18 protein-coding genes and 1 tRNA gene are annotated in these 18,627 nt (G+C 64.1%); 8 read left to right on the top strand and 11 right to left on the bottom strand.

The genetic code is table 11. The features are described 5' to 3' along the window. Positions 1-2 precede the first annotated feature (2 nt). Positions 3-698, bottom strand: a complete 696-nt coding sequence (locus OJF58_RS23165; protein ID WP_300780220.1) for a class I SAM-dependent methyltransferase — start codon at positions 696-698, stop codon at positions 3-5. Positions 699-963: 265 nt separating this feature from the next. Between OJF58_RS23165 and OJF58_RS23160 the strand changes: the two genes are divergently transcribed. Then, positions 964-1,713 carry a hypothetical protein gene (locus tag OJF58_RS23160; RefSeq protein ID WP_300780219.1) on the top strand — a complete coding sequence of 250 codons (750 nt, stop codon included), beginning with the start codon at positions 964-966 and terminating at the stop codon, positions 1,711-1,713. Positions 1,714-1,857: 144 nt separating this feature from the next. Continuing rightward, positions 1,858-3,054, top strand: a complete 1,197-nt coding sequence (locus OJF58_RS23155) for a glycosyltransferase (protein ID WP_300780218.1) — start codon at positions 1,858-1,860, stop codon at positions 3,052-3,054. Between the two features lie 9 nt (positions 3,055-3,063). Here OJF58_RS23155 and OJF58_RS23150 read toward each other — a convergent pair whose 3' ends face one another. Both OJF58_RS23150 and OJF58_RS23145 read right to left on the bottom strand, forming a co-directional pair. Further along, the gene (locus OJF58_RS23150; RefSeq protein ID WP_300780217.1) at positions 3,064-4,188 is read right to left on the bottom strand and encodes a DegT/DnrJ/EryC1/StrS aminotransferase family protein; all 1,125 of its coding nucleotides are present in this window, start codon (positions 4,186-4,188) and stop codon (positions 3,064-3,066) included. Further along, positions 4,185-5,804, bottom strand: a complete 1,620-nt coding sequence (locus OJF58_RS23145) for a Gfo/Idh/MocA family oxidoreductase (protein ID WP_300780215.1) — start codon at positions 5,802-5,804, stop codon at positions 4,185-4,187. Before OJF58_RS23145 ends, OJF58_RS23150 begins: the two co-directional genes overlap by 4 nt. A gap of 259 nt (positions 5,805-6,063) precedes the next feature. On the opposite strand from OJF58_RS23145, the gene OJF58_RS23140 reads away from it, so the two are divergent. From OJF58_RS23140 to OJF58_RS23115, 6 genes are all read left to right on the top strand, one after another. Further along, positions 6,064-6,732, top strand: a complete 669-nt coding sequence (locus OJF58_RS23140) for a sugar transferase (protein ID WP_300780213.1) — start codon at positions 6,064-6,066, stop codon at positions 6,730-6,732. Beyond that, complete coding sequence (locus tag OJF58_RS23135; RefSeq protein ID WP_300780212.1) at positions 6,729-7,697, top strand: ATP-grasp domain-containing protein; 969 nt, start codon at positions 6,729-6,731, stop codon at positions 7,695-7,697. Before OJF58_RS23140 ends, OJF58_RS23135 begins: the two co-directional genes overlap by 4 nt. Continuing rightward, positions 7,694-8,596, top strand: coding sequence for an NAD(P)-dependent oxidoreductase (locus OJF58_RS23130; RefSeq protein ID WP_300780210.1), 903 nt, complete (start codon positions 7,694-7,696; stop codon positions 8,594-8,596). Before OJF58_RS23135 ends, OJF58_RS23130 begins: the two co-directional genes overlap by 4 nt. Then, positions 8,593-9,369: a metallophosphoesterase gene (locus OJF58_RS23125; RefSeq protein WP_300780209.1), complete on the top strand. Its 777-nt coding sequence runs from the start codon at positions 8,593-8,595 to the stop codon at positions 9,367-9,369. The genes OJF58_RS23130 and OJF58_RS23125 overlap by 4 nt, the downstream gene beginning before the upstream one ends. 360 nt (positions 9,370-9,729) lie before the next feature. Continuing rightward, positions 9,730-10,398 (top strand): PIG-L deacetylase family protein, encoded by a 669-nt coding sequence (locus OJF58_RS23120; protein ID WP_300780208.1) that lies wholly within the window; start codon positions 9,730-9,732, stop codon positions 10,396-10,398. Positions 10,399-10,452: 54 nt separating this feature from the next. Continuing rightward, positions 10,453-11,412 (top strand): methionyl-tRNA formyltransferase, encoded by a 960-nt coding sequence (locus OJF58_RS23115; RefSeq protein ID WP_300780207.1) that lies wholly within the window; start codon positions 10,453-10,455, stop codon positions 11,410-11,412. Between the two features lie 9 nt (positions 11,413-11,421). Here the strand turns inward: OJF58_RS23115 and OJF58_RS23110 are convergent, their stop codons facing one another. The 8 genes from OJF58_RS23110 to OJF58_RS23075 form a co-directional block, all read right to left on the bottom strand. Next, positions 11,422-11,898, bottom strand: a complete 477-nt coding sequence (locus OJF58_RS23110) for an IS5 family transposase (protein WP_300785380.1) — start codon at positions 11,896-11,898, stop codon at positions 11,422-11,424. Then, positions 11,793-12,128, bottom strand: coding sequence for a hypothetical protein (locus OJF58_RS23105; protein WP_300785416.1), 336 nt, complete (start codon positions 12,126-12,128; stop codon positions 11,793-11,795). The genes OJF58_RS23110 and OJF58_RS23105 overlap by 106 nt, the downstream gene beginning before the upstream one ends. Before the next feature lie 280 nt (positions 12,129-12,408). Next, positions 12,409-12,484, bottom strand: a tRNA-Glu gene (locus OJF58_RS23100). A gap of 74 nt (positions 12,485-12,558) precedes the next feature. Beyond that, positions 12,559-14,379, bottom strand: coding sequence for a single-stranded-DNA-specific exonuclease RecJ (gene recJ, locus OJF58_RS23095; RefSeq protein ID WP_300780206.1), 1,821 nt, complete (start codon positions 14,377-14,379; stop codon positions 12,559-12,561). A 90-nt stretch (positions 14,380-14,469) separates the two neighbouring features. Further along, positions 14,470-15,027 carry a hypothetical protein gene (locus OJF58_RS23090; protein ID WP_300780204.1) on the bottom strand — a complete coding sequence of 186 codons (558 nt, stop codon included), beginning with the start codon at positions 15,025-15,027 and terminating at the stop codon, positions 14,470-14,472. Between the two features lie 6 nt (positions 15,028-15,033). Continuing rightward, entirely contained in the window at positions 15,034-16,020 is a 987-nt protein-coding gene (gene glpX, locus OJF58_RS23085) for a class II fructose-bisphosphatase (RefSeq protein ID WP_300780202.1), read from the bottom strand. A 32-nt stretch (positions 16,021-16,052) separates the two neighbouring features. Beyond that, positions 16,053-17,345 (bottom strand): homoserine dehydrogenase, encoded by a 1,293-nt coding sequence (locus OJF58_RS23080; RefSeq protein ID WP_300780201.1) that lies wholly within the window; start codon positions 17,343-17,345, stop codon positions 16,053-16,055. A gap of 25 nt (positions 17,346-17,370) precedes the next feature. Continuing rightward, the gene (locus tag OJF58_RS23075) at positions 17,371-18,627 is read right to left on the bottom strand and encodes an LL-diaminopimelate aminotransferase (protein WP_300780200.1); all 1,257 of its coding nucleotides are present in this window, start codon (positions 18,625-18,627) and stop codon (positions 17,371-17,373) included.

The raw sequence follows: 18,627 nt of genomic DNA, 5'->3' as shown, positions 1-18,627 counted from the left end.
CACTAACGGGCGGCTTCCATAATCGCGTGAAACCGATAGTCGTAATACATCGACATCGGCATATCGATCTTCATCCCGTTTTCCTTGGCAATGGCAGCGAAGAACTCGGGCGCGTACATATGCCCGTCGGGATGGAATGTCCTTCCTTTGGCGATCACCGGCCAAGCGGCCCAGCGCGCGAAGACCACACCGAAGCGCATCACGATCTCGAGGCCAGAAGGCACTTCCTTATGGCGCCCGAGGCCCATCATCCGCAGCACGCCCTTGCGGCTATGGATGATGTCGAGGATCGCAATTCGGCCCGCGGGCTTGAGCCGCTTGGTGGCCCGCATGACGAATGCAGCGATCTCGTTAGGGGTCAGATATTGAGCGACGCCGCCCATGGTGATGACATCGAAATCGCCGTCCACTATTTCCCACACGTCCTCGGCGGATCCGTGAAGGAGGACGATATTCCTGTCCCTAAGGTTCATTCGAGCCTCGGCAAGCATCGAGGGCGAACGTTCGACGCCGACGCACTCGCGGAAGTTCGGGGCGTAGTGGGAGAGCAGCTTGCCGGTCCCGCAACCGACGTCGAGAAGCCTGTCACCGCTTCCGAGATGAAGAAGCTTCTCGCGCCCTTCTCTGGCGACCCCTTCGGGCGTCATGTCCGGGCGCCTGTCGTCGGACTTGTCCGACCAGTATTTCTCCCAGTCCATGCTCCAATTTTACCTCGGCCGAACCACGTCCACCAGCCGAGGTGGGTGGCCTGCCCCGGAGCATCGGGTTGGGTTGGAGTTCGAGCCAACTAGGGCCGCCGAAATCGATCAGCCGTGCCGGAGGCCATCTTGCCGCCGGCCCGTCGCCTGCCTACGCTTCGCTCCGGTCAGCCCGCAGGCCGGCCAAAGCGGCTGGATTCCGCCCTCGAAATGGTCCGCTTCAGGGCGGAGCACGACCACCCCGGATGGAATGAGGAGGCACGCCGTGGCCTTTAACCGGAACTACCTGTCGTGGACGGCCTTAAACGAGACAATCCGGGCCGACATCGTGACCGTCGGCCTCTACGGCAACGAATATGCACGGGAGAGATTTGGATATTTCTCCTCCCGTCATCCACGATTTCCTCTCATCCCAAGGAAATCGCTCGGTGCTGCCATGATAAATCTTCAGGGAAACTACGCCGACTATCGGCTGAGCAAATTGGGGCGCCTCGCAAAGAGAAAGCTGAACTCGGCGAAGCGGCTCAAATATTCGTACGCACAGATCGATGCGGTCCCGGCCATCGATCAAATCATGGACATCAACGGATCCCGTCCTGAACGCAGCGGGCGGCCTATGGACCCGCTGTACTTCAGTCGATCGAAATTTGAGACGATACTTGGAGAGATCGGCACGGCGCACGTTGTGAAATGTCCAGCGGGAAGAATCGTAGCTTATGCCCTTGTGCCGAATCTCGGAGATCTATGGACGTTCGATTACGTTCTCGGTCACGGCGACCATTTGAAATCGGGAGTCATGTATTTGCTGATGACCCGGGTCGTCGAAGAAAAATTCGAGCTCGCCAGAACAGCGGGCAACCCGAAGTGGCTGATGTACGACACTTGGCTTGGCGCCAGTGCCGGCTTGCGTCAATTCAAAGCGGTCTTGGGCTTTTCTCCATATTGGGTTCGCTGGAGGTGGACTGGATCCCGGTCCAGTGTCAGTCAGAATCTGCCCGAAGCCATTGGCTTCTGATTTTGGAATCTCCTTGGATCATATGAATTATAGCGCTTTCACGATGTCCTCGCGTCACCGCCGGAGCGAACTGTGCGCATCTGGCTAGCCAGCGTCGGAGAGCGGCCGAATTCAAGCATGGATCCGCCCGGGCGGGCCCTTCGCATGAGCCTTCTGGCAGATGAGATTGTACGCGCAGGCGGTGAGGTAACCTGGTGGAGTACCGCGTTCGACCACACCCGCAAGCGCATCGTCACACCTAGGGGCGTAAGATACAGCGTCGGGCCGCGCTACGAGATCATTCTCACCACCGCAGCGGGTTACAAACACAACGTGTCGCCGCGTCGGCTGATCTTCAATTTTCGGACTTCACGGCAAATCTTCCGGCTGGCGGCGCTGGAACCCAAACCCGACCTTATCCTGACATCGTATCCCCCCATCGAAGTGGTGTCCGAAGTAGCCGCCTACGGTCGCCGCCATTCGGTTCCAACGATCGCCGATATCCGCGATCTCTGGCCCGATATCTGGCTCGATGCCGCACCAGCCGCGACAAGATCTGTCGCAAAGCTGCTTCTGTCTCCGTACTTCGCGCTATCGCGCTCCTCCCTGGCGTCGGTCACGGCCATCACCGGCATAACCGACGAATTCGTGGCGTGGGGTCTGGCGCGCGCAGGACGGAAGGCTCGCCCATTCGACCGCGCCTTTCCCTTCGGGTACAGCCTGCCCACCATGACACCGGAGACGATCGGCCTTGCCGATCGGTTCTGGGACGAGCTGCTCGAGAACGGCAAGCCTCCGCCCGCGCTTCGCCTTTGCCTGATTGGCAGGATAGGCGAGCGGACCGGCCACGACCACGTGATCGAAGCGATACGGCTCCTTCCGCCGGAAGCAAAGGTCCGTGTCCAGCTGGTCATCTGCGGAGCCGACTTGCGACAGGCGCCGGCGAAATACGCGAACGATCCTGCGATCGTGTACGCCGGATGGGTCGATCAGCCGAAAATGATCGCGCTGATGGAGCGCTCGGATCTGGGGGTCATTCCATACCGCAATACGCTCGACTTCCAGAATTCCCTTTCGAACAAGACGATCGAATATCTGGCCGGAGGCGTCGCCCTCACCACCGGCCTGGACGGCAAGGTGCGGCAGCTCATTCGTGATTACGACTGTGGTTACCACTACGCTGACCAGAGTTCGTCCGCGTACCGTGACCTGCTGCTTGAAATTCTGGCTGACCGGCCGACCCTGGAGAGGCGGAAAAAAGCCGCTCGCACCCTCTATCAGGAGCGGTTTAGGGCCGAGTCGGTGTATGGTGACTTCAGGGATTACTTGTTCGCAGTCGCGGCCACCCACAGCAAGCCTTGAATCTCCTTCTCAGGCCGCGTCGATGACGGCTGTGACAATCCTCTCCTGGGTTGCGCCTTCCAAATAGGGGTGCATGGGCAGGCTTAGGACTTCTTCCGAGAGGCGCTCCGATATCGCCAACGAGCCAACCGCGGGAAAATGACGGTAGGCGGTCTGATGGTGCAACGGCTTGGGATAGTAGATGGCCGTCGGCACGCCAGCCATCTTGAGCTTCGCCGCGACCTCGTTGCGCCGGCCGCCTGGAATGCGAACGGTGTATTGCGCCCACACAGATACCGCATCGTCCGGGACAGTCGGAGTGACGACGTGGTTGGCCAGCGCCTGGGTGTAGCCGGCCGCTACGGCCTGCCGGGCCTCGATCTCGTCGGCGAAGACGTCGAGTTTGCACATCAGGATTGCTGCCTGGATCGTGTCCAGCCGGCTGTTCACGCCGACGCGCACGTTATCGTACTTGTCGGTCCCCTGCCCGTGCACGCGCAGCGACTTCAGGATTGCAACCAGATCCGCGTCGTCGGTCAGGATGGCGCCGCCATCGCCGTAGCAGCCGAGCGGCTTGGCCGGGAAGAAGCTGGTGGTGGTGATCGGCGCCAGGGTGCCGACCTTGCGGCCGCGCGAGGCGGCGCCGAAGCTCTGGGCGGCGTCGGCGATCAACAGCAGGCCGTTGGCGTCGCAGAACGCATTGAGGGCCTCGTAGTCCGCCGCCAGCCCGAACAGGTCGACGGCAATCAAGGCGCGCGGCGTCAGGCCCCCATCCTTTGCAGCGCGCAGCCCGGCCTCGAGCTGGCCGACGTCGATATTGAAGTCGGCGGCCTGGACATCGACGAACACCGGCGTCCCGCCGACCAGCGCAACCGCCTCCGCGGTCGCGGTGAAGGTGAAGTCGGGCACGATCACCGCGTCGCCCCGGCCGACGCCGTTGGCCATCAGGGCAAGTTGCAAGGCGTCGGTACCGTTGCCGCAAGCAACCGCAAAGCGCGCGCCACAGAATGCCGCCAGCTTCGCCTCGAAGGCGGCAACCTCCGGCCCTGATATGAAAATACCATGGTCGAGCACCTTCGCGATCGCCGCATCGATCTCGCGCGCGATGCGCCGGCGCTGAGCAGCAAGATCGATGAAGGCGATCGGCGGAGTCACGCCACGGTCTCCTTTTCCCTCGAAGATATCTCTTCGAGCCGGTCCGGGCCGGCCAGGCGATAGCGTCGCCCTTCGCGTGGGCAGACGAGGTCCTTGCCCAGTCGCTCGCCGGAATGACCGACCCAGCCGATGCGTCGGGCCGGCACGCCAGCCATCAAAGCGAAGGGTGGAACGTCCTTCGTCACTACGGCTCCGGCGGCGATGAAGCAGTATTCGCCGAGCCTTCTACCGCAGACGATGGTGGCGTTGGCTCCGATCGTGGCACCGCGCTTCACCAGGGTCGGTCGGAACTCGTTCTTGCGCTCGATCTCGGCGCGTGGGTTCATGACGTTGGTAAAGACACAGGACGGCCCGCAGAAAACGCCATCCTCCAGGGTCACGCCGGGGTAGACGCTGACGTTGTTCTGGATCTTGCAGCGATCGCCGATCGTCACATCGGGGCCAATGCAGACGTTCTGGCCGATCACGCAGTTTTTGCCGATACGGGAGTTCTTCAGCACGTGACTGAAATGCCAGATGCGCGTGCCTTTGCCGATCTCGACGCCGTCGTCGATCGCGGCCAGGGGATGGACAAAAAAGCGGTCGGGCGCCTTTAGAGGCACCGCGACATCCAGGAGATGCACGCTGGACCGGCTTTCGAGGGAGCGCTGCCCGGCCTCGAGCACGGCCAGAACGGCCAAGCCCTCCCGGCCGTCGGTACGGGCGCTCCTGCCAGCCGCAACCGACTCGAGGAAGTGCCGGCATTCGTCGCGTAGTGGTTCGGACTCCGTCAGTTCGACCGGCTGACCGGCAGCCTTGCGCGGCTCGGGTTGGCCATCGATCCAATCGATGGAATGCGGGAAAAGCGTCAGCTTCTGCTGCCACGGCAAGCCGTCATCGAACACCGCCATCGCCTTCTCGCCGATGACGACCAGTTTCTGTTCCTTGAACGGATGCAGCCAGGACACATAGACATGGGCATTGACGCCGTTGGCGAAGCGCAAATGCATCGTGGTCGTGTCGGCAATCGACGGATGAAGGTAAAATGAACCCTCAGTATGCACGCTCACCGGTGATTCGCCGGCCAAGGCCAGGATCATGGAGATGTCGTGCGGGGCAAAGCTCCAGAGGATGTTCTCCTCGCGCCGCACCTTGCCGAAATTCAGGCGATTGGAATAGACGTACCGCAGTCGGCCCAAGACGCCCTCGCGCACCAGGGCACGCATCTTGATGAAGGCGGCATGGTACTGGAGGAGATGCCCGACCATGAGCACGAGACCGCGTTTCTCCGCCTCTTCGACAAGCCGGGCACCCTCCGCGTGGCGCAGGGCGAGCGGCTTCTCCACGAAGACGTGCTTGCCGGCCTCGAGCGCCTCCGTGACCATCCGGGCGTGCTGTTCGGCCGGCGCCGCGATCGCTACGGCCTCGATTGCCGGATCGGCCAGCGTCTGGGGCCATTCCGGAGCCGCTACCTGGTACTTTGCAGAAAACTCCGCGGCGACGCCCCGGCGCGGATCGATCACCGCCGCCAAGGCCCCGAGTGCAGCAAAATTGCGGACCAGATTGATACCCCAGTAGCCGCAGCCGGCGACTGCGATGCGCGGCGCACTGACTGCGTTCTCTTGCAACTGTCGCATTGGCCCCTCCGGAACGACTTAGAGGCGATCAGGAGCATTGAACGGGTCAATCCATTGGCGCCACCCTACCTGCGTCCGTAGACGGCTGCCACCCCATTTCGGCGATCAGCCTGAAGTTCGTGGGCCTGGCGGCGGCAGCGAGGCTGCCTTGCGCTGGAATCCTCATGGCTTTTGGCCGGAGTCCCGGCAAGAGGAGCGCGAACGTTGATGCCATACCACCTTGGTGTCATGCTCGGCTCGGATATCCGAGGTCAAAACGATGAAGCAGGCCGGCTGGCGTCTCATCGTGAAGAAGGTGGTCGATCGGACCGTCGCTGCGGGCCTCTTGGTGGCGATGGCCCCCGTTCTTGGCGTCGCCGCCGCAGCCGTGCGCTTATTGATGGGTCGCCCCGCATTCTTTCGTCAGACACGGGTCGGCCTTCACGAAAAGACGTTCGAGGTCATCAAGCTGAGAACGATGAACGACGACCGTGGGCCAGACGGCGAGTTTCTTCCCGACGAGCACCGATTGACACGTCTCGGCCAATTCCTTCGCACCACAAGCATTGACGAATTGCCGCAACTCCTGAATGTCGTTCGGGGCGACTTGAGCCTGGTTGGGCCACGGCCACTCCTGCCGACGTACCTGGAGCGATACACGAAGGAAGAGCGCAGGCGGCACGACGTCCTGCCGGGAATGACAGGATGGGCGATTGTCCATGGCCGGAACGCAGTGGACTGGGATGAGCGATTGGCGCTCGATGTTTGGTACGTCGACCATTGGAGTCTGCTCGTCGATGTCAAGATTCTTGCCCTCACCGTGCGCATCGTCCTCGCGCGCGAAGGCATCGCTCAAGCCGGGCACGCAACGATGCCCAATCTCCCTCCTATGGCCGTGCGCCAGGCGACATGGGCGGCGGCTAAACGTGCACCGCAGGCGCCATCGTGAAAGTACTCGTCACCGGGGCGGGAGCCTTGGTTGGTCAGGGAATCATCCGATCCTTGATGGAGTCGTCGCTGTCGCCCGTCATCGTGGCCGCCGATCCGAGCCCTCTCTCGGCGGGCCTCTACTGGACACGTCACCGCCACCTCGTCCCTATGGCGAGCGATCCGGCGTACGTGCAGGCGCTCGAGAACATCCTCGACGACGAGCGCCCCGACGCGATCATTCCCGGCACGGATTTCGAGCTGCTCCTTTTCGCCGACAACCGTGCGCGCTGGGAGCGGAGATTCGGAACCCGCGTCGTCGTCAGCGATCCGAATGTCGTGCGGATCGCCAATGACAAGTACCTGACCTATTGCTTCTTCCGTGATCACGGGTTCGCGACACCCGACTCGTGCCTCCCAGGCGACGAGTCCGCCCTCATCGAGCGCGTCGGCTTCCCGCTCGTCGTCAAACCTCGCGTGGGTGCACGCTCCGTCGGTGTCGTGAAGGTACAGACCCGCATTGAGCTCGCACGCGCTCTCGCCACCGGAGACGGACTCATGATTCAGGAGTGCGTCGCGACGGAACGTGCAGAATACACGGCAGGCACGCTCACGTTCGAAGGCCGGTGTGAAGCGAGCATCGTGATGCGGCGCGATCTGCGCGATGGAAATACGTATCGCGCCTATGTCGAAGCGTTTCCCGGGCTCAACCTCGAGGTGCGCCACATGGCCGAGGCGCTCGGCTCGCACGGTCCGACGAACTTCCAATTCCGCCTCGATGCGCAGGGGCGAGCGAAGGTCTTCGAGATCAACGGGCGGTTCAGCGGTACGACTCCGTTTCGCATGCGTGCCGGCTTCAATGAGGTCGAAATGGTTCTCAGGCGCATCCTTTGCGGCGAACCGATCACGCAGCCAGCCATTCGCCCGATGACGATCTTGCGGCACTTCACGGAGACCGTCGTGCCTACCGGAGAGGAGCTTTCGTGAAAGTCGCCGTTACCGGTGCCTCCGGGTTCATTGGACGCCATCTCGTTTGCAGTCTGCGTGCGCATGGCCACGCCGTTCGTTCGCTCGTTCGGGATCTTTCGACGGCGCCCGAGTCCGACGAAACGCGGGCGATCGACCTCTCCTTCACCGGGCCGCTCGACGAAGCACTTGCAGGTGTCGATGCCGTAATCCACGCTGCCGCGTATCTGCCCGCCTCGTATGCGGACCCGGGAGAGACACGGAAGCTCCTGGAGGTGAATGCCCTGGGGACGCTAGCCGTCCTCGAGGCCTGCGTTCGCAACCCCGTCAGGAAGGTAATCGTCTTCTCGAGTAACGTGTATCGCCACGGGACTGACGCGGTCACTGAGGAGGCCCCCACGTACCCGTCGGTGCATGCTCCTTATTACATGATGAGCAAACTCTGCGCAGAGGTCTGGGCCGACCACTTCGATCGGACGGGCAAGCTTCAGACTGCCAGCCTGCGCCTAGCCTCGGTGTACGGGCCTGGCCTCGAACGCGGAATGATCCCGACATTCACGGCGACCCTGGTCCAAGGACAGCCGATCACCATCAAGGATGGCGGGCGCTATCGCTCGGACCTGGTGTTCGTGGGAGATGTCGTGGAGGCGACGGAGCGGGCCCTGTTGCGCGACGTGCACGGAATTTTCAACGTCGGCTCGGGGATGACGTCAAGTGCCCTGGAAATCGCGGAGGCCCTCGTCACTCTCACGGGCGCCTCACGCGACCTGCTCATTGTCGAACCGCCGGCCAGCGGCCCCGTCGCGTTTGGATTTGCACCGCTCGACATCACACGCGCCCGCGAGCAACTCGGTTACGCCCCGTGCGCAATCAAGGATGCTCTCTGCGCGTACGTCGACTGGTACCGGTCCCGGCGATGACCACGATCGCAGTCGTCGGCGACGTACATGGCAACGCGCGCGCTCTGCGCGCCGCGCTCGCACAGGCGCGCAAAGGGCCGTACGATCGGATGGTGTTTCTTGGCGACCTGCTCACGTATGGCCATGATGTCGGCGAGGTCCTCGACCTTGTCGCCGAAGCGCAGGAGAAGGATGGCGCTACCCTCCTCGTCGGCAACCACGACCGTATGTATTTCGACCTGGTCGAAGGGCGTCATGACTACTTCGACGGATTACCTGACTGGCTAAAGGATACGGTCAATCTCACGCTCGAGGCACCAAGAACCGCGATGCTGGCGGACGCACTCTCCTGGGTGGAAGAGGCGCGACTCGACGGCCGGGCGATCGCTGCGCACGCAAACCCTTACGGGAAGAGCGACTGGTGCTATCTGAACTCGCTTGACGATCATGTGAATGCTGGGGTGGCTCTGGCCCAACGATCGCTCAACGTCGGCGTCTTCGGTCACACGCATCGACCGCGCTTCTTCGACGGTGTGCGGCCACTCGGAGCCGTGCCTTTCGACCAACAGCTCGAAGCCCGCCGCGGCAATCCTATCGTCATCAATGCCGGAGCCGTAGGCCAGCCCCGGGACGGCACCGGCCAGGCTGTCCTCCTCCGGTTGACGCTGACCGAGCAAACCGTGCGCGCGACGTTCGAGCGCGTCGCCTACGACTTGGCAGCGCATATTGCCGCGCTGCGTGCCGCGAAGCTACCGAGCGCGACAATCGAGCGGCTCGTTCGCTTCTTCGCCTGATTTGAACGCCCCGACCGTACGAGAAACTTGTTCGCCTTCCGCATTGGCGGCACTAAACTGCGCGGCCACGACCGTATCGCCCAATAGGGCGGCCGGCGGGCCACTATCCCGTCGCGAAGACACGCTTTCCACCGTTCCAAGAAAGGAGGCTGAATGGAGCGGCGGCGAATGCGCCAAGCTTCATCGGTGCCGCAGGTCGAGAAGGCCAAGACGAACGATATCCGCGGCATCGCAGAGGCGTAACAACGAGAGGAAAGCCATCATTCCGGATTGCCGGCGCATCTGCCAACCAGTCAATGAGCGCAGTGCGGCAGACAGGTCTGGCAATCTTGGCATATGCCTGAGACACTATCGCTATTGATGATGACGCCGAAGAAACTCGTTGTCGTAGCCCCCCACCCAGATGACGAAACTTTGGGGTGCGGAGGAACTATTGCGCGCTTCGCCGATCTCGGCGCGGAAGTCTCGGTCCTTGTTGTCTCAGGCCATTTGCCGCCGCTCTACGATCGCGACGTCTTCGAAACCAGCCGAAAGGAGGCCAAGGCGGCATTCGAGATCATGGGCGTGGCAAACTCACAATTCCTCGCAATCCCGGCAACTTTGGTAAGAGATACGCCAGTCGCCACGCTGAATGGCCAGATCGAAGGCTTTATTCGCAGTGCGGCGCCGGAAATGGTGCTGATCCCGTTTCCCGATCGCCATGTCGATCACCGGGTCATCTTCGACGCCTGTGTCGTAGCCTGTCGGCCCTCGCATCCGGCCGCGCCGACAGCGATCCTTGCCTACGAAACGCTGTCGGAAACGCATTGGAATGCCCCGGGAATTGAGCCCGCATTCGTTCCCGAACTCTTCGTCGACGTGACGAGGCACATGACGCAGAAGAAGGCCGCGCTCGCATCTTACGCGTCGCAATTGAATCACGCTCCGTCACGATCAATCGATGCCTGCATGGCACTTGCTAGGTTCCGTGGCAGCCAGAATGGATGCGAGTATGCCGAAGCGTTCAAGGTCGTGCGAATCGTCGTCTGAATTGAAAAGCCAAGTCGTACTGCATGAAGTCAGCATGCGAAGATGAGGCCTGCGATGTTCATTCGGTCATCTCCAGCGACATTTGCCTTCGTAACAGGCCACGAATTCGGTGAAGCGACGTTCCGAGCGATTCTCGGACTTCCGGAATATGGAACGAAGCTCAAGTGCTCCCTGCTGGCTTGTTTGGATCAGGTCAAGTCGAGCGTAACGGTGGGATACAACGACTTGGGGCCTTTCGCGGCCAAGAGCGAAGTCCCTATCGAGTACATTCGGTCGATCAAGACCGAAGCGGCACAGAACCTCCTTCGCGAGTCCGCCCCCGACTATTTGGTGATCGTAGGGTGGTCTGAATTGGCGCCATCGGCGATCCTCGATATCCCGAAGTCGAAACATCGAGGTCTGGCACGTCACACCGCGTTGTACGGCTGCATTGGGATGCACCAAACGTTGCTTCCTGAAGGTCGGGGACGGGCGCCCATTCCCTGGGCGATCATCAAGGGGTTGAAGCGCACGGGAGTCACCGCCTTCTTGCTCGAGGAAGCGGCTGATGCCGGCGGGATTGTCGATCAACTCCCGATTCCAATCGATCCGACGGAAACAGCGACGACTCTTTTTGAGAAGGCACGACTGGCTCATTTTGAGCTGGGCGCACGCCTGGGAATGAGGATGGCCGAGCGCACGTTGTCATGGACTGATCAAGATGAACGCCTGGCTTCCTACTGGCCACGCCGGCGACCCGAAGACGGCAGGATCGACTTCTCGCGGACAGCCGTCGAGATAGACCGATTCGTCCGTGCACTGGCCCCACCCTATCCAGGGGCCTTCTTTCTTTGGGCTGATGAGAAAATCCTTGTTGGCAGGGTCGAAACGCTTCACTTGGCGCCTGCTGAAGGTCCCGGGACGATCCTTGAAACCAACCCATCTGTTGTTGTTGCGGTAAAGGACGCAGCTATCCGACTTGAAATCCTTGAGCCGCCACGTGTGCCGCTCGTCGCGGGGACAATCCTTGCCTAGGGCCTGTCCTCAATTGAACCAAATGATGGCAGCGTCGAGGAAGTTGCGCGCGGTCTTGTCGTAGCGGGTGGCAATGGCGCGAAATTGTTTGAGCTTGCAGAAGAAGTTTTCGATGAGGTGGCGGGCCTTGTAGACCTCTTTGTCGAAAGGACGCCGGGCTTTGCGGTTGCTCTTTGGCGGAATGACGATCGTCTTGCCAGCAGCCAGCAGAGGTTTGATGGCGCGTTCGTCGGCATCGAAGGCTTTGTCGGCCAGCAGAGTATCAGCCTGCATGTGGGAAAGCAGGGTATCTGCACCCTGCAGGTCATGGGCTTGGCCCGAGGTCAGAAAGAAGGCGAGCGGATTGCCCAAGGCATCGACCAGAGCGTGGATTTTGGTGCTCAATCCGCCTTTGCTGCGCCCGATCGCCTGATCCTCGCCGCCTTTTTTTGGGCGCCGGCACTGTGCTGATGGGCGCGCACGATGGTGCTGTCGATCATGGCGTATTCGTTGTCGGCATCGGCCGCCAGAAGCTCGAACATCCTCTTCCACACGCCGCTCTTGGCCCAGCGCGAAAAGCGGGGCGCGAGGCCCGGCGCGATAAGCTCCGACAGGCTCGGGACGCGCGCAATCGCGCAGACGCTTCTGTCGCCAGGCTGCTGGCGCTGGTCGAAAACGGCGCTATGGAGCCGGATGCTCCCGAGTTGCGCGAGCGCCTTGTCGCCCTCCGCCTGCAAAGGAGTGAATTGGACCGCGACATCGCCCGGTTGCAGGAGAACCTGCAGACTGGACGGACAGACCTGTCAGCGGAAAAGCTCAAGACTTGTCGATCGAAAGGCGACGCCGCCTATCCCAGGGCCCCCAAGAGCTGCGGCAGGCCTATATGAAGCTCCTGCTCGACAGCGTCACTGTCGACCATCACTCGATCCGCCTTGAAGGTTCTCCCGCCATTCTGGAGAAACTCGCGAACCGCGGACCGTCAAGTCGCCGCCCGAAGTTCTCTCTTTTGTTCGGGAGTGGCGTCCCCAAGGGGATTCGAACCCCTGTTACCGCCGTGAAAGGGCGATGTCCTAGGCCTCTAGACGATGGGGACGAGGCGGCGGCAAGAGCGGGTGGGTGTAACGGGGCCGACCGCCGAAATCAAGGCATCGAGAAGGCCGACAAGGCCTAGCCCGGCCCCGTTCCGGCAGCCGATGCCGCGTCGTCGATCTGCAGACGCACGCTCTCGCGGCCGTTGTAGCGGTCCAGGCGCAGGGCGCCCGCGACATGCAGGATGGGCCTCGTGCGATCGAGCAAGGCGGGGCCGAGCGCTGTCTGGCTGGCACGGAAGGCGATGGCGTCGATGCGCCCCCGCTCCTGTCCCACCAGCGTGCAGCGGACATGGCCGTCGCCCACCGGCTGGGCATAGTCGACGCGCACGCCGGTCAAGGCGAAGCGCGGCAGCGCGTTGCCCGCGCCGAACGGGCCGGCGCGCTCGATCATGGTGACCAGCTCCTGCGTCGCCGCGCCCGGCGAGAGCGCCGCATCGATGCCGAGCTCGCGGATGGCGGGTGCCGCACCGAGCTGCGGCGCCACGCGCTGGTCCAGGAACACCGCCAGCGCCCCGACCTTCTCGCGCGCCACCGTGAGGCCCGCCGCCATGGCATGGCCGCCGCCGTTGACCAGCAGTCCCGACTGGCGGGCGGCGATCACCGCCGCGCCGAGATCGACGCCGCGCACCGATCGACCGGAGCCCTTGCCGATCTCGCCGTCCATGCCGATCACGAAGGCCGGCCGGCCGTAGCGCTCGACCAGCCGGCTCGCCACGATGCCGATCACGCCGACATGCCAGCCCTCGCTTTCCACCACCAAGGCGGACGGAAGTCCCTGGCGCTCCGCACCGTACGTGCGCTCGATATGCTGGATCGCCTGGTCCAGCACGGCGCGCTCGATGGCGCGGCGCTCGGCGTTGAACTCGTCCAGCCTGAGCGCCAGCGCGCCGACCTCGTGCGGATCGTCGCTGGCCAGCAGGCGTGCGCCGAGATCGGCCTGGCCGACGCGGCCGCCGGCGTTGACGCGGGGCCCGAGCAGGAAGCCGAGATGATAGGCCCCCGGCGGCTCGCGCAGGCGCGCCACGTCGGCGAGGGCGGCGAGACCGGCATTGGCGCGATCGGCCATGACCCGCAGCCCCTGGCGCACCAGGGCGCGGTTGATGCCGGTGAGCGGCACCACATCGGCCACCGTGCCCAGCGCCACGAGATCGAGCCACTGGCGCAGGTCCGGCTCCGGGCGCGCCGCGCCATACCAGCCGCCGGCGCGCAGGGCGCGGTTGACGCCGACGGCGAGCAGGAAGGCGACGCCCACGGCGGCGAGCTGCTTGTGCGGGCTCGCCTCGTCGACGCGGTTGGGGTCGACCACCGCCACTGCGGGCGGCAGCGCGATCTCGGCCTGATGGTGGTCGATCACGATCACGTCGAGGCCGGCGTGCTTCGCCTCGGCCAGCGGCTCGTGCGCCGTCACCCCGCAATCGACGGTGACGACGAGCGCCGTCCCCTCCTCCCTGAGCCCGAGCAGCGCCCCGGCGTTTGGGCCGTAGCCTTCCTTGCGGCGGTCGGGAATGTAGAGGCAGGCCTCGGCGCCGACGCTACGGAAGAAGCGCAGCAGAAGCGCCGAGGAGGTCGCGCCGTCCACGTCGTAATCGCCGAATATCGCGATCCGCTCGCCGGCCTGGATCGCCCTCACCACCCGCTCGATGGCGACGTCCATGTCCCTGAGATGCGATGGATCGGGCAGGAACTTGCGCAGGGTCGGTTCGAGGAAGTCGGGCACGCCCTCGAGATCGACCGCGCGCGCCGCCAGCAGGCGGCAGATGGCCTCGGGCAGGCCGTGCCGCTGCGCCATGGCCAGCGCCATGCGTTCGTCGGCCAGGCGTTCGGCCCAGCGTCGGCCGGTGAGCGAGCGCTCGACGCCCAGAAAGGCGGCGCGGGCGGCGCGAACATCGGAGGACATGCCCGGCACTCTACCCGCCGGTCGCGAGCACGCCACCCGGCGGTGGCCGCCGCCTGTGGGCAAAGTGTCGGAATGCTGCCCCCTCGCGCGCTACCACTTCCACTCGAACGGCCAGAGGCGCAGCACGGCGATGTTGACGTGGTCGGCCTTCACGCCGCCGATCTGCAGCGTGAGCGGCTCGCTCTTGACCTCGACCTGCACGCTTTCGCGCGTGCCCGGGCAGTTCGTGGCGCGATCCGAGGCGAGGATCGGCAGCCGCTTGTTGTCCTGGACCGCATCGACCCAGCCCACCTCCGACAGGACGATGCGGTAGCGGCCGGCCGGAATGTACTCCAGCGTGACGATGCCGCCTTTGCCGCTGTCGCTGCCGCGCGCCGGCGCGACCGGATAGATGACGTCGGCGACCGGCCGCAGCTTCAGCGCGAAGACGCCCTCCTTGGGCAAGGACTGGGCGCTGTCGATGTGCGGAATGTAGGCGGAGAAAGGATCGGGATCCCGCGCCACGGCCCAGGGCACGAGGCCGCAGGCATCCTGCGCCGCGGCCGGCACGGCCAGCCACGACAAGCACGCGACGGCGAAGGCGCTCCCTGCTGTTTTCATGCCGGCCGCGGCGCCCGGCCAGGTGACGCCCGGGGCCGCAGTCGCCAAGAATGGCTAAGCCCAGCTTGGCAGGCCAGTCTTTATCGAGAAATTGTGATTGGCGGAGATCCACCGCACGGTGCCGGTCTTGGAGCGCATGACGATCGAATGCGTCTCCGCCCCGTTGCCGAAGCGCCGCACGCCCTTCAGCATCGAGCCCGAGGTGACGCCGGTGGCGGCGAACATAACGTCGCCCTTGGCCATGTCGGTCATCGAATATTTGCGGTTCAGATCCTTGATGCCCCATTTGCGGGCACGGTTCTTCTCGTCGTCGTTGCGGAACAGCAGCCGGCCCTGGATCTGGCCGCCGATGCAGCGCAGCGCCGCCGCCGCCAGCACGCCCTCCGGCGCGCCGCCCGAGCCCATGTAGATGCTGATGCCCGAATCGCCGGTCGAGGTGGCGATGACGCCCGAGACGTCGCCGTCGCCGATCAGCATGATGCGCGCGCCTGCCTCGCGCACCTTGGCGATCAGCTCGGCATGGCGCGGCCGGTCGAGGATGCAGACCACCAGATCGGAAACCTCGACCTTCTTGGCCTTGGCGAGATCCTTGAGGTTGTCGGCCGGCGTCTTGTCGAGGTCGACGATGCCGTCGGGCAGGCCGCCGCCTACGGCAATCTTGTCCATGTAAACATCGGGTGCATTGAGAAAGCCGCCATGCTCGGCCATCGCCATGACCGCGAGCGCATTGGGCAGCCCCTTGGCCGTGATGGTCGTGCCCTCGAGCGGGTCGAGGGCGATGTCGATCTTGGGACCGCCCGAGCCCACCTTCTCGCCGATATAGAGCATCGGCGCCTCGTCGCGCTCGCCCTCGCCGATCACCACCGTGCCGTCGATCGCCAGCGAATTGAGCGTGGTCCGCATCGCATCGACGGCCGCCTGGTCCGCCTTCTTCTCGTCGCCGCGCCCCATCAGCTTGGAGGCCGCCAGCGCTGCCGCTTCCGTGACCCGCACCGCCTCCAGCGCCAGGTTGCGATCCATCTTGCCCGTGTCGTCCGCCATCGTTTCCTCCGTCGTCTCCCGGAGCGCCTGTTTCAGAGCGCTTCCATCCTGATCAGGCAGGGCTCCTCCGCCACCGCCCGCAACTGGCCGATGCGCGCCGCCGCCCGCTGCATCGCCGCCTCCTCGGTCTCGTGCGTCGTCAGCACGACCGGCACCTCGCCCGACTGCGACCGGCCACGTTGCAGCATGGACTCGACCGAAATGCGCTCCCTGGCAAGCACGCCCGAGATCGCCGCGATCACGCCCGGCCGGTCCTGCACCATCAGGCGCATATAATAGGCGCCAATATGGCGCCCCATGGGTGAAACTTTCTTGGCTGCGAGCCGGTTGGCCGGCACGACGAAGGCCGGCATGTCCCGGCCGCGCGCCACATCGACCAGATCGGCGACGACGGCGGAAGCCGTCGGCCCCTCCCCAGCGCCCCGGCCCTGGAACATGGTCGTGCCCACGAAGTCGCCTTCGACGACCACGGCGTTGAACACGCCCTCGATATGGGCGATCGGCGCCTCGAGCGAGACCATGCAGGGATGGACGCGCTGCTCGATGCCGTATTTCGTCTCGCGCGCAAGGCCGAGCAGCTTGATGCGATAGCCCAGCTCCTGGGCGAACTGGATGTCCATGGAGGTGACGCGGCGGATGCCTTCGACATGGACGCCCGCGAAGTTCACACGGCAGCCGAAGGCGGCGCCGGTCAACACCGCGAGCTTGTGCGCGGCGTCGATGCCGTCGACGTCGAAGCTCGGATCCGCCTCGGCATAGCCTGCCGCCTGCGCCTCGGCCAGCACGGCGCCGAAGTCGCGCCCCGTCTCGCGCATGGTGGTGAGGATATAGTTGCAAGTGCCGTTCAGGATGCCGTACAGGCGGCTCACCCGGTTGCCGACCAGGCCTTCTCGCAGCGCCTTGATGATCGGTATGCCGCCGGCCACGGCCGCCTCGAACGCGAGGATCCTTCCCTTCTTTTCGGCAAGCGCGGCGAGCTCGGCGCCATGCATGGCCAGCAGCGCCTTGTTGGCGGTGACGACATGCTTGCCCGATGCCAGCGCCTTCTGCACGAGCTGCCGGGCGATGCCGCGCGAACCGCCGATCAGCTCGACCACGACATCGATGTCGGGCGCGGTGGCAAGCGCCAGCGGGTCCCTCTCCCAGCGCAAATGGGAGACATCGATGCCGCGCTTGCGCGTCTTGCTGCGTGCGCTGACGGCCACCAGCTTCAGCGGACGGCCGCCGCGCAGGGAGAGCAGCCGGCCATGCTCGGCCAGCAGCTTGACGACGCCGGCGCCTACCGTGCCGAGGCCGGCAACGCCTATTCTGAGAGGAGAGGCCATGACTGCCTGATACGTGAGGAAAGGATCAGGCGCGAGCCTTCAGGGGCGTGATGTTGTCCCCGACGCCGCGCAGATAGAGGTCGATCGCCTTGGACGGATCGGCCAGTACCTGCCGGATGTTGCGGACGGCCTGTCGGATGCGGTGCTTGTTCTCGACCAATGCGATGCGGACATATCCGTCGCCGTGCTCGCCGAAACCGATGCCTGGCGATACCGCGACATTGGCTTGCGTGAGCAGGAGCTTCGAGAAGGCGAGCGAACCCAGCTCCTCGAAGGGCTTGGGGATCGGCGCCCAGGCGAACATGCTGGCCGAGGGCGACGGCAGCGGCCATCCGGCCGTCCTCAGTCCGTCGATCACGACGTCCCGGCGTTCCTTGTAGGTATTGCGCGCCTCGACGATGCAGTCCTGCGGCCCGTTGAGCGCCGCGGTCGCCGCCACCTGGACCGGCGTGAAAGCACCATAGTCGAGGTACGACTTGATGCGCGTCAGGGCCTGGATCAGCGTCCGGTTGCCGGCCGCGAAACCGATACGCCAGCCGGCCATCGAATAGGTCTTGCTCATGGAGGTGAACTCGACCGCGATTTCGCGCGCGCCCGGCACCTGCAGCACGGATGGCGGCGGCACGCCGTCGAAATAGATCTCCGCATAGGCGAGATCCGACAGGATCCAGATGTTCTGCCTTTTGCAGAAATCCACCACCGCCGCGTAGAAATCGAGATCGACGACCTGCGCGGTCGGATTGGAGGGATAGTTCAGCACCAAGGCGATGGGCTTGGGCACGGTATGCCGCACCGCGCGCTCGAGCGCCGACAGGAAGTCCGCCGTGGAGGTGCTGCCGGGTACCGGAATGTGCCGCACCGAGCCGCCGGCGATGATGAAGCCGTAGGGGTGGATAGGATAGCTGGGATTGGGCACCAGCACGATGTCGCCCGGCGACGTGATCGCCTGCGCGAGATTCGCCAACCCCTCTTTCGATCCCAGCGTCACGATGACCTCGGCCTCGGGATCGAGATCGACGTTGAAACGGCGCTGGTAATAGGCGGCCTGGGCCTTGCGCAGGCCCGGAATGCCGCGCGAGGCCGAGTAGCCATGGGCGCGCGGATTAGCGGCCGCTTCGGCCAGCTTCGCCACGATGTGCGGCGCTGTCGGCAGGTCCGGATTGCCCATGCCAAGATCGATGACGTCCTGGCCCGCGGCACGGGCACGCGCCTTCATGGCGTTCACTTCCGCGAACACGTAGGGCGGTAGACGCTTGAGGCGGTGGAATTCCTGGTCGTCCAT

The organism is Enhydrobacter sp., from assembly GCF_030246845.1.
GTDB lineage: Bacteria > Pseudomonadota > Alphaproteobacteria > Reyranellales > Reyranellaceae > Reyranella.
This window is presented reverse-complemented; position numbering and strand designations above follow the sequence as displayed.

Excerpts from the sequence above, each read along its gene's own strand:
- OJF58_RS23165 (WP_300780220.1), bottom strand. The coding sequence starts at position 698 with ATGGACTGGGAGAAATACTGGTCGGACAAGTCCGACGACAGGCGCCCG.
- glpX (WP_300780202.1), bottom strand. The coding sequence starts at position 16,020 with ATGGCGGACGACACGGGCAAGATGGATCGCAACCTGGCGCTGGAGGCG.
- OJF58_RS23140 (WP_300780213.1), top strand. The coding sequence starts at position 6,064 with ATGAAGCAGGCCGGCTGGCGTCTCATCGTGAAGAAGGTGGTCGATCGG.
- OJF58_RS23145 (WP_300780215.1), bottom strand. The coding sequence starts at position 5,804 with ATGCGACAGTTGCAAGAGAACGCAGTCAGTGCGCCGCGCATCGCAGTC.
- OJF58_RS23080 (WP_300780201.1), bottom strand. The coding sequence starts at position 17,345 with ATGGCCTCTCCTCTCAGAATAGGCGTTGCCGGCCTCGGCACGGTAGGC.
- OJF58_RS23115 (WP_300780207.1), top strand. The coding sequence starts at position 10,453 with ATGTTCATTCGGTCATCTCCAGCGACATTTGCCTTCGTAACAGGCCAC.
- OJF58_RS23155 (WP_300780218.1), top strand. The coding sequence starts at position 1,858 with ATGAGCCTTCTGGCAGATGAGATTGTACGCGCAGGCGGTGAGGTAACC.
- OJF58_RS23120 (WP_300780208.1), top strand. The coding sequence starts at position 9,730 with ATGATGACGCCGAAGAAACTCGTTGTCGTAGCCCCCCACCCAGATGAC.
- OJF58_RS23125 (WP_300780209.1), top strand. The coding sequence starts at position 8,593 with ATGACCACGATCGCAGTCGTCGGCGACGTACATGGCAACGCGCGCGCT.
- recJ (WP_300780206.1), bottom strand. The coding sequence starts at position 14,379 with ATGTCCTCCGATGTTCGCGCCGCCCGCGCCGCCTTTCTGGGCGTCGAG.
- OJF58_RS23075 (WP_300780200.1), bottom strand. The coding sequence starts at position 18,627 with ATGGACGACCAGGAATTCCACCGCCTCAAGCGTCTACCGCCCTACGTG.